Raw genomic sequence first — 8,460 nt, 5'->3', positions numbered from 1 at the left:
ACCGCCGTCGTCGTCGACGGCTGCGGTGCGCCGCAGCACGCGCTGACGCCCACCGGCCTGGCCCGCGGGGTCCTGTCCCTGGTGCAGGCGCCGGAGGGGACGCACGAGCGGGCGGTCGCCGACGCGATGCGGGCGCACCCCTGGTTCGTGGCGGGCACCGGCCGCGACGACACCGAGCTGATGAGCGCGATCCCCGGGCTGCTGGTCAAGGGCGGTGCCGACGGCGTGCACGTGGCCGCACTCCCCGGAGCCGGGGCGGTCGCGCTCAAGCTCGACGACGGCGGCGACCGCGGGCGGATGCCGGCGCTGGCGGCCGGTCTCCGGCGCCTCGGGGTGTCCGCCGAGGCGCTCGCTCCGTGGTTGCAGACCCCGGTCAGCGGGGGCGACGGCGTCGTCGGAACCGTGCGGCCGGCCGCGGCATTGGCTCCCTGACCAGCGCTTTCCGCTGTGCTCCACCTCACCGTCCCCTGCTAGCAGGTGCGCTTGCACGAGCAAGCACTCTGGCCTAGAGTGGTAGGCGTGCAGAGACCGGGAGAGTTCGTCCGCGAGCAGGTGAACACGGTCCGCGACACGGTGGACCGGGTCGCCGGCAGCGTCGCGGAGTCGGTCGCCGAGGCCACCGCCTCGGCCCCCAACGTCTCCGCCGTCGGCTCGCAGGTGGGCGACTACATCCGCGAGCAGCGCAACGCGGCCAAGGTGTCGTTGCGCGAGCTGGCCCGCAACGCAGGGGTCAGCAACCCCTACCTGTCCCAGGTGGAGCGGGGTCTCCGGAAGCCGTCAGCGGAGATCCTCGCGTCGATCGCCCGGGGCCTGAAGATCTCGGCCGAGTCTCTCTACGAGCAGGCGGGGATCCTCGACCGGCGGTCCGGGAACCCGGACACCGTGGCGGCCATCCGTTCGGACGACTCGCTGTCCGAGAGGCACAAGGCCGTGCTGCTGGAGCTCTACGAGACCTACGTGCGCGAGCACCGCGCAGCGGCAGGCGCGGCATCCCGAGAGGCCGCCCCCCAGGCCGCGTCGGAGAACGACCCCACCCACCCTTCGAAGGAGTCGGCATGACCCCCACCCAGACTGTGAAGCAGTACGGCGAGCTCGCCGTCGCCCAGGGCCGCACCCTGGCCGAGCAGGCTCGCACCCCGATCCTGGCCGCCGTCGGCGCCGGTGACCTGGCCGTCGAGCGGGCCCGCACCGTGCTCGACCAGTTCCGCTCCCGCGCCACGTCCTCGGTGCTGGCGCTCCCCGGTGAGGCCCAGGTCCAGGCCGACCTCGCCGTCAAGGAGGCCCGGACCCGGGCCACCGAGGCCGCCGACACCGCGCGGGCCCGGGCCACCGAGGCCGCCGGTACCGCCCGCAGCACGGCCCAGCAGCTGGCCGAGGCCGTGCGCCCCGAGGCGCTGCGGACCACCGCCACCCAGCTCGTCGAGGCCGCCCGCACCCAGGCCGGCGCGACCCTGGAGACGCTGGCCGAGCGCGGCGCCACCGTGGTCGAGGACCTGCGTCGCCAGCCCGCCTTCCGCCGGGTCGTGCGCCGCGCCGAGCGCGCCGTCGACACCGTCGAGGACGCGCTGGAGGACCTCCTCGAGGAGACCGCCGGGGCCGTCGAGGAGGCCTCCAACGAGGTGACCTCGGTCGCGCAGAAGACCGCCGCCAAGGCCGGCAAGGTGGCCGCCAAGGCCGAGACCTCGGTCGAGGAGACCGCGGAGGCCGCCAAGGACGGGCTCGAGGACGCCGTCGAGGCGCCCGCGAAGAAGCCGGCCGCGAAGAAGCCGGCTGCCAAGCGCACCTCGGCCGCCAAGAAGTCGCCGGCCAAGACGACGTCGGCGCGCGTCACCCGGGCGCGGACCGCGAAGCGGACCGACCCCACGGCTGTGCCCGCCAAGCGCGACAGCTGATCCTCCCCACGAACCAGGGCCCCGGAGCTGAGCAGGCGCTCCGGGGCCCTGTCGTGTCCGCGGCGCGGCGGGGAGAGCGCCCGCGGCGAGTAGTCTCGGCGGCATGGCGGCGTTCGACGGTTACCTGATGCTCGCGCTCGCCCTCGGCGCGCTGGCCCTCGGGATCTGGGCGTTCGTCGACTCGCTGATCCGCCCGGCGGCCGCCTACGTGGCGATGGGCAAGCTGACCAAGCCCGCCTGGGCGGCGATCACCGGGGTCTCCGCCCTCGTCCTCTACCTGCAGGGGCCGCTGAACCTCCTGGGGCTGCCCGCGGTCATCGCCGTGATCGTCTACCTCGTCGACGTCCGCCCCGCCGTGGGTGGCCTGCGGCGGAACAACGACTGGTGAGCTGACCGCCGCGCACCCCGCTCAGCGGGCGAACACGCCCGCCGGAGGCTCCGGCGAGGGCTGCGCCTCGGCGTCGGTGACCGGCCGGAGGCGGCCGACGAAGCGCCGGAGGTCCTCCCCGTCGACGACGCGCGCCGGCATCGGGTCCCGCGCGCACGCCCGGGTCAGCCCGGCCAACGGCAGCTCGGCGTCGGAGGCCACCGCGACCAGGTTGCCGAACCGCCGGCCGCGCAGGATGCCCGGCTCGGCCAGCAGGCAGACGTGCGCGAACGCCGCCCGCAGGGTGGCCGCCTGGCCGCGGGCGAAGCCCAGCGGCGGGCCGTCGGCGACGTTCACCGCGCAGACCCCGCCCGGTCGCAGCACGCGGGCCGCCTCCCGGGCGAACTCCACGCTGGTCAGGTGCGCGGGCGTCCGGGCTCCGGCGAACACGTCGGTGACGACGACGTCGGCGCTGCCCGTGCGCAGCGCCGCCAGCCCAGCGCGGGCGTCGTCGGCGCGGACGCGCACCCGGGCGTGCCGCGGTAGGGGCAGGTGTGCCCGCACCAGGTCGGTCAGCGCCTCGTCGACCTCCACCACCCGCTGGCGCGAGCCGGGCCGGGTGACCGCGACGTACCGGGGCAGGGTGAGCGCGCCCCCGCCGAGGTGGACGACGTCCAGTGGCGCGCCGGGCTCCGCCGCGAGATCGAGCACGTGGCCGATCCGGCGGACGTACTCGAACTCCAGGTGGGTCGGGTCGTCGAGGTCCACGTGCGACTGCGGGGTGCCGTCGACGACGAGCATCCACGAGCCGTCGCGGTCGGCGTCGGCCAGCAGTTCGGCGGTGCCCCCGGCGACGGCGACCGGACCGGGGGGCATCCTCACCGCTGTGCGGCCGCCCGCAGGGCCTCCTCGCGCTCGGCCGGGAGGTCGACCGACAGGGGAGGCTCGCCGCGCTCGCGGTCCCAGGCGACCACGTCGGCCGCCGTCTGCTCCAGCAGGGTGGCCGTCAGCCCGACGGTCCGGGCGAGGTCCGCGCTGCGCCGCATCATGACGTCGACGGCCTCGGGGAGGACCAGCGGGACGCCCTCGCCCAGCGCGGGGTCGACCGGGACGACGTCGACGGTCGCGCCCGTGCCTCGCGCGCAGGCCTCCACCAGCCCGCTCATCGTCACCGGCTCGGCCGGGCCGACGGCGTTGTAGGTGCCGGCGCGGTCGTCGTGCAGCAGGCTCACCACGAGCCGGGCGAGGTCGCGGCTGTCGACCACCTGCACCGGCTGGTCCGGCCGCGCCGGCAGCGCGACGGTCCCGCCGCGGGCGGCCCGCCGGGCCCACCAGGTGAATCGGTCGGTGGGGTCGTGTGGCCCGGCCACGATCCCCGGGCGGACGATCGTCGCGCGGTCGCCGTACCGCGACAGCGCCTCGTCCTCGCAGGCGACCTTGAGCGGGCCGTAGGTGCGGCCGGTGACCTCCTCGGTGCCGCGCTCGGCGGGCAGGCGGGGCGCCGACTCGTCCGGGGCGCCGTCGGTGGAGCTCCAGTCGTAGACCGAGCCGGTGGAGATCAGCAGGTACCGGCCGGTCGAGCCGGCGAGCACGTCGGCGGCCTGCGCGACGTGGCGGGGGACGTAGGCGCTCACGTCCACGACGGCGTCCCAGCTCCGCCCACCGAGCGCGGCGTAGTCACCGGTCTCCCGGTCACCCACGAGCCGGGGGACGTCGGGGAACAGGTCGGTGCCGGTGCGGCCCCGGCTGTACAGGGTCAGCGAGTCCCCGCGGGACAGCGCCTCCTCGACGATCGCGCGGCCGACGAACGACGTCCCACCCAGCACCAGGATCTCCACCGGCCCGAGCCTAGCCAGAGCCTCGCCGCTAGTGTCCGCGCCGGGACGGCGGCCGTGACCGCCGACACAACGGGAGGCGCCGTGTCCGGAGAACGAACCGCTGCCGCACTGCCCTCGGCGGGGCTGCCCGACGACGAGGTCCTCGCGCAGCTGCGGGCGAACCGGCACGACGACGCCGACTGGCGCAACGGCCGCATCTTCGGGCTGATCTTCCACCCCGACGACGACGAGCTCGAGGAGCTGCTCGCCGCGGTGAGCCGCGAGTACCTGGCGGAGAACGCCCTCAACCCGGTCCGCTTCCCGAGCCTGGCCCGGCTCGAGCGGGAGACCGCGGACATGATGGCGGGGCTGCTCCACGGCACCCCCGGCGCGGGCGGGCTCACCAGCGGCGGCACCGAGTCCATCTTCATGGCGGTGCTGGTGGCGCGGGAGACGGCGCGCAAGCGCGGGATCGAGGACCCGGTGCTGGTCACCGCGGTCACCGCCCACCCGGCGTTCGCGAAGGCCTGCCACCTGCTGGACATGCGCCAGGTGCGGGTGCCGGTGGACGAGGGGTACCGCCTCGAGGTCGACGCGATGCGCGCGGCGGTCGGGCCGGACACCGCGATGGTGGTCGCGAGCGCGCCCTGCTACCCGTACGGCGTCATCGATCCGGTCACCGAGGTCGCGGCGATCGCCCGGGAGGCCGGCGTGCTCTGCCACGTGGACGCCTGCCTGGGCGGGCTGATGCTCCCGTTCTGGGAGCGGCTCGGCGAGCCGGTGCCGCCGTGGGACTTCCGGGTCGAGGGCGTCACGAGCATCAGCGCCGACCTGCACAAGTACGGCTACGCGTTCAAGGGCGCCAGCGTGCTGCTGCACCGCGACCGGGAGCAGTACCGGACCCAGTGGTGGTTCGACGACGGCGCCTGGGGCGGCGGGCTGTACGGCTCGCCCACCGCCGCCGGCACCCGCCCGGCCCCGCCGATCGCGGGCGCGTGGGCGGCGCTGCGGCACCTCGGCGAGGACGGCTACGTCCGGATGGCGGGCAAGGTGCGCGACGCCACGCGCCGGCTCATGGCCGGGATCGAGGCGATCGACGGCCTGCACGTCACCTCGACGCCGGACCTGTGCGTCTTCCAGTTCGGCAGCGACGTCGTCGACCTGGACGCCGTCGCCGATCTCCTCGCCGAGCAGGGCTGGTATCCCAACCGGCAGCCGGGCGGGCTGCACCTGATGGTGTCGCCGTACCACCTCCGGGTCGTCGACGAGTTCCTCGCCGCGCTGGCCGCGGCCGTCGAGCAGGCCCGTGACGGGCGCTCGTCCGACTCCGGTCCGGCCACGTACGCCGGTCAGCCCTCGTGACCTGGCGGACGGAGACGGTCGCCGGCCCGGACGGGCTGGTGTGCAGCGTCGACCGGCTGGCGTCCGAGGCCGGCGCCCGCGTGCTGCGTGCCGGTGGGAACGCCGTCGACGCCGCGATCGCGGCCAGCGCCGCGCTGACGGTGACCGCGCCGCACATGTGCGGGATGGGCGGCGACCTGATGGCGCTCGTCGCCGGTCCCGGCAGCGGCTCGGCGCAGCCCCTGGTGCTCAACGCGTCCGGGCGGGCCGGCAGCGGCGCGGATCCCGACCGGCTCCGCGCCGAGGGGCACCTCGCGATGCCGTTCCTCGGCGATGTCCGCAGCGCGCCCGTCCCGGGGTGCGTGGACGGCTGGGTGGCCCTGCACGACCGCCTCGGCCGGCTGCCGCTGGCCGACGTCCTGGCGCCGGCCGTGGAACTGGCCGAGGACGGCTTCCCCACCTCGCCGCTGCTCGCGTTCACGCTGCCCAAGCTCGCCGGCGTCCAGGGTGCCGACGAACTCGTCCTGTCCGGCGTCTCGGACGGCGATCTGCTGCGCCGCCCCGGGCCCGCCCGGATGCTGCGGGCGGTGATCGCCGAGGGCCGGGACGGCTTCTACGGCGGGGAGTTCGGGGAGCGGCTGCTGGAGGTCGGCGCGGGCGAGTACCTCCCCGAGGACCTCGCCCGGTCGCAGGCCGAGTGGGTGGACGGGCTGGCCGTGGACGTCTGGGGCCACCGGGTGTGGACGGTCCCGCCGAACTCGACCGGCTACGTGGCGCTGGCCGCCGCGGGCATCGCCGAGCGGATCGGGCTCGACGCGCCGCCGGACGACGCCGCCTGGGCGCACCTGACGGTGGAGGCCGCCCGGCTGGCCGGGCACGACCGCCGGGACCGGCTGTTCGACGGCGCGGACGGCGCCGAACTGGTCGCGCCGGCCCGGCTCGACGCGCTGGCCGCCGCCTTCGCCCCGCGGCGGGCGAGGTCCGGAGCCGATCGCCACCGGGACGGCGGAACGATCTTCCTGTGCGCCACCGACGGCGACGGCACGGGCGTGAGCCTCATCCAGTCCAACGCCAAGGGCTTCGGCAGCCACGTCGCGGTGCCCGGCACGGGAATCCTGCTGCACAACCGGGGAATCGGGTTCACCCTGGAGCGCGGGCACCCGGCCGAGTACCGGCCGGGTCGGCGACCGCCGCACACGCTGGCTCCGGCGGTCGTGACGCGCGCGGACGGCTCGGTGCGTGCGGTGCTCGGGACGATGGGCGGGGACTCGCAGCCGCAACTCGTGCTGCAGATGCTCGCCCGCCTGCTGGTGGCCGGCGAGGACCCGGGCGCGGTGATCAGCGCGCCGCGCTGGGTCCTCGACGTCCCGGGCGGCACCGGGTTCGACGTGTGGGACCGCCCCGGTGAGCACGTCGTCCGGGTGGAGAAGCACGCGCCGGACGGTTGGGTGCAGGGCCTCGAGGAGCGCGGCCACCGCGTCGAGCGGTCGGAGCCCGACCCCGCGGGCTTCGGGCACGCGCACCTGATCGAGCTCCCGGCCGACGGGCCCCCGCGTGGCGCCGCGGATCCCCGATCGCTCATCGGCGCCGCGGTCGCGTCATGACCGGGGGCGGGATGACGCCCTACGACGACCTACCGCGGGACGCCGCCGGCGCCCCGGTCGGCTGGGGCGTCTTCGGCCCGGGGGACGAGCTCGGCCGGATGAACCTCCAGTCGGCCGAGGCGGTGACGGCTGCGGCGCGCTCGGTGACGCGGGGCGCGGTCTTCCCGCTGAACGCGCCGCACGACCTGTTCGACCCGCCCCTGTTCGGTCGTGGCTCGGTGCGCCACACCCGGCTCGCCTCGCCCGGTGGCGCGGGGTTCGACGACGTCTACGACAACTACTACCCGCAGGCGTCGAGCCAGTGGGACGCCCTCTCGCACGTCGCCTACCGGCCCAACGCGTTCTACCAGGGCGTCGGCGCCGCCGAGATCGCGCGCGGGGAGCGCAACGGCATCGAGAAGTGGGCGGAGCGCGGCATCGCGGGGCGGGGTGTGCTGCTCGACGTGGGCCGGGCGCTGGCCGCTGCCGGGCGGCCGCTCGACCCCGGTACCAGCACCGCCCTGACGGTGGAGGACCTCGAACTGGCTCGGCGCGCTGCCGGCGTCGAGCTGCGCCCCGGCGACGTCGTGCTGCTCCGCACCGGCTTCGTGGAGTGGTACCGGGGGCAGGACCGGGCCGCCCGCTCCGCGATGGCGCGGCCGGGGGGCCTGACGGCGGCCGGCATCGAGCACACCGAGGCGATGGCCCGGTACGTGTGGGACAGCGGCGCGGCCGCGTTCGTCAGCGACGCACCCGCGCTCGAGGTCTGGCCGCCGGATTTCCGCGCCGAAGCCGCTCCCTTCGGCTTCCTGCACAACATCCTGATCGGTCAGTTCGGGCTGGCCGTCGGCGAGCTGTGGGAGCTCGCGGACCTGGCCGCCGACTGCGCGGCGGACGGGCGGTACGAGTTCCTGCTCTGCAGCGCCCCGCTCCACATGCCCGGCGGCATCGGTTCCCCGGCGAACGCGCTGGCCATCAAGTGAGCCGCGTCGACCGCGGGGCCCGCGCCGGCCGGCCCGACGTCCGCACGGTCACCAGGAACGCCGGGTCCTCGCCCTCGATGACCTCACCGGTCCACGGGTCCTCGAGGTGGCCGTCGTCGACGTCGTCGAATCCACGGAGGGCCCGCCCGCTCGGTATGCGGAGGACCGGCCGGGCGGCACCCGGGCCCCCGACCACGTGGATGTCGGCCACCCGGCCGGACACCCGCTCCTCGGCCGGGACGTCGAGGCCGTCGTGGTGCGACTCGGCCAGGCGGGCACGGCCGTCGGGTCCCCGGTAGCGGATGCAGCGGAAGTCCACGAGCTGGTTCCGCTCGATGGCGTCCCCGCAGCACTCGTGCTCCCAGCCACCGACCTCGACGATCACGTCCACCCGGAGAACCTAGGCGTGGCGTGGACGTTCCCGCGGGAACGCGGTGGCGTGGACGTTCCCGCGGGAACGCGGTGGCGTGGACGTTC

General features: G+C 75.8%; 10 protein-coding genes. 7 read left to right on the top strand and 3 right to left on the bottom strand.

What is annotated here, in order from left to right; translation table 11 throughout:
* The 4 genes from A6V29_RS06260 to A6V29_RS06245 all read left to right on the top strand — a co-directional run.
* Window positions 1-432, top strand: a 432-nt coding sequence (locus tag A6V29_RS06260) for an asparaginase (RefSeq protein ID WP_137159518.1), incomplete at its 5' end; no start/stop codon positions are given.
* A gap of 87 nt (window positions 433-519) precedes the next feature.
* The gene (locus A6V29_RS06255; protein ID WP_137159517.1) at window positions 520-1,059 is read left to right on the top strand and encodes a helix-turn-helix domain-containing protein; all 540 of its coding nucleotides are present in this window, start codon (window positions 520-522) and stop codon (window positions 1,057-1,059) included.
* The gene (locus A6V29_RS06250; protein ID WP_137159516.1) at window positions 1,056-1,892 is read left to right on the top strand and encodes a hypothetical protein; all 837 of its coding nucleotides are present in this window, start codon (window positions 1,056-1,058) and stop codon (window positions 1,890-1,892) included. The genes A6V29_RS06255 and A6V29_RS06250 overlap by 4 nt, the downstream gene beginning before the upstream one ends.
* Before the next feature lie 103 nt (window positions 1,893-1,995).
* Window positions 1,996-2,280 carry a DUF2516 family protein gene (locus tag A6V29_RS06245; RefSeq protein WP_137159515.1) on the top strand — a complete coding sequence of 95 codons (285 nt, stop codon included), beginning with the start codon at window positions 1,996-1,998 and terminating at the stop codon, window positions 2,278-2,280.
* 21 nt (window positions 2,281-2,301) lie between these two features.
* Here A6V29_RS06245 and A6V29_RS06240 read toward each other — a convergent pair whose 3' ends face one another.
* Complete coding sequence (locus A6V29_RS06240; protein ID WP_137159514.1) at window positions 2,302-3,135, bottom strand: spermidine synthase; 834 nt, start codon at window positions 3,133-3,135, stop codon at window positions 2,302-2,304.
* Between the two features lie 2 nt (window positions 3,136-3,137).
* On the bottom strand, window positions 3,138-4,097 hold the full coding sequence (locus A6V29_RS06235; RefSeq protein ID WP_137159513.1) for an NAD-dependent epimerase/dehydratase family protein: 960 nt from the start codon (window positions 4,095-4,097) through the stop codon (window positions 3,138-3,140).
* A gap of 81 nt (window positions 4,098-4,178) precedes the next feature.
* Between A6V29_RS06235 and A6V29_RS06230 the strand changes: the two genes are divergently transcribed.
* The 3 genes from A6V29_RS06230 to A6V29_RS06220 are packed head-to-tail and all read left to right on the top strand — an operon-like array spanning window position 4,179 to window position 7,983.
* Complete coding sequence (locus A6V29_RS06230) at window positions 4,179-5,438, top strand: pyridoxal phosphate-dependent decarboxylase family protein (RefSeq protein ID WP_170977721.1); 1,260 nt, start codon at window positions 4,179-4,181, stop codon at window positions 5,436-5,438.
* Entirely contained in the window at window positions 5,435-7,021 is a 1,587-nt protein-coding gene (locus tag A6V29_RS06225) for a gamma-glutamyltransferase family protein (RefSeq protein ID WP_137159511.1), read from the top strand. The genes A6V29_RS06230 and A6V29_RS06225 overlap by 4 nt, the downstream gene beginning before the upstream one ends.
* Window positions 7,018-7,983 (top strand): cyclase family protein, encoded by a 966-nt coding sequence (locus tag A6V29_RS06220; protein WP_137159510.1) that lies wholly within the window; start codon window positions 7,018-7,020, stop codon window positions 7,981-7,983. Before A6V29_RS06225 ends, A6V29_RS06220 begins: the two co-directional genes overlap by 4 nt.
* Here the strand turns inward: A6V29_RS06220 and A6V29_RS06215 are convergent.
* Window positions 7,976-8,374 carry a hypothetical protein gene (locus A6V29_RS06215; protein ID WP_137159509.1) on the bottom strand — a complete coding sequence of 133 codons (399 nt, stop codon included), beginning with the start codon at window positions 8,372-8,374 and terminating at the stop codon, window positions 7,976-7,978. The two genes, A6V29_RS06220 and A6V29_RS06215, sit on opposite strands and share 8 nt — an antisense overlap.
* Window positions 8,375-8,460: the final 86 nt, after the last annotated feature.

It is taken from the genome of Blastococcus sp. CCUG 61487, assembly GCF_005222955.1.
Lineage (GTDB): Bacteria > Actinomycetota > Actinomycetes > Mycobacteriales > Geodermatophilaceae > Blastococcus.
The sequence above is the reverse complement of the archived record's forward strand: the minus strand, read 5'-3'. Positions and strand labels throughout refer to the sequence as shown.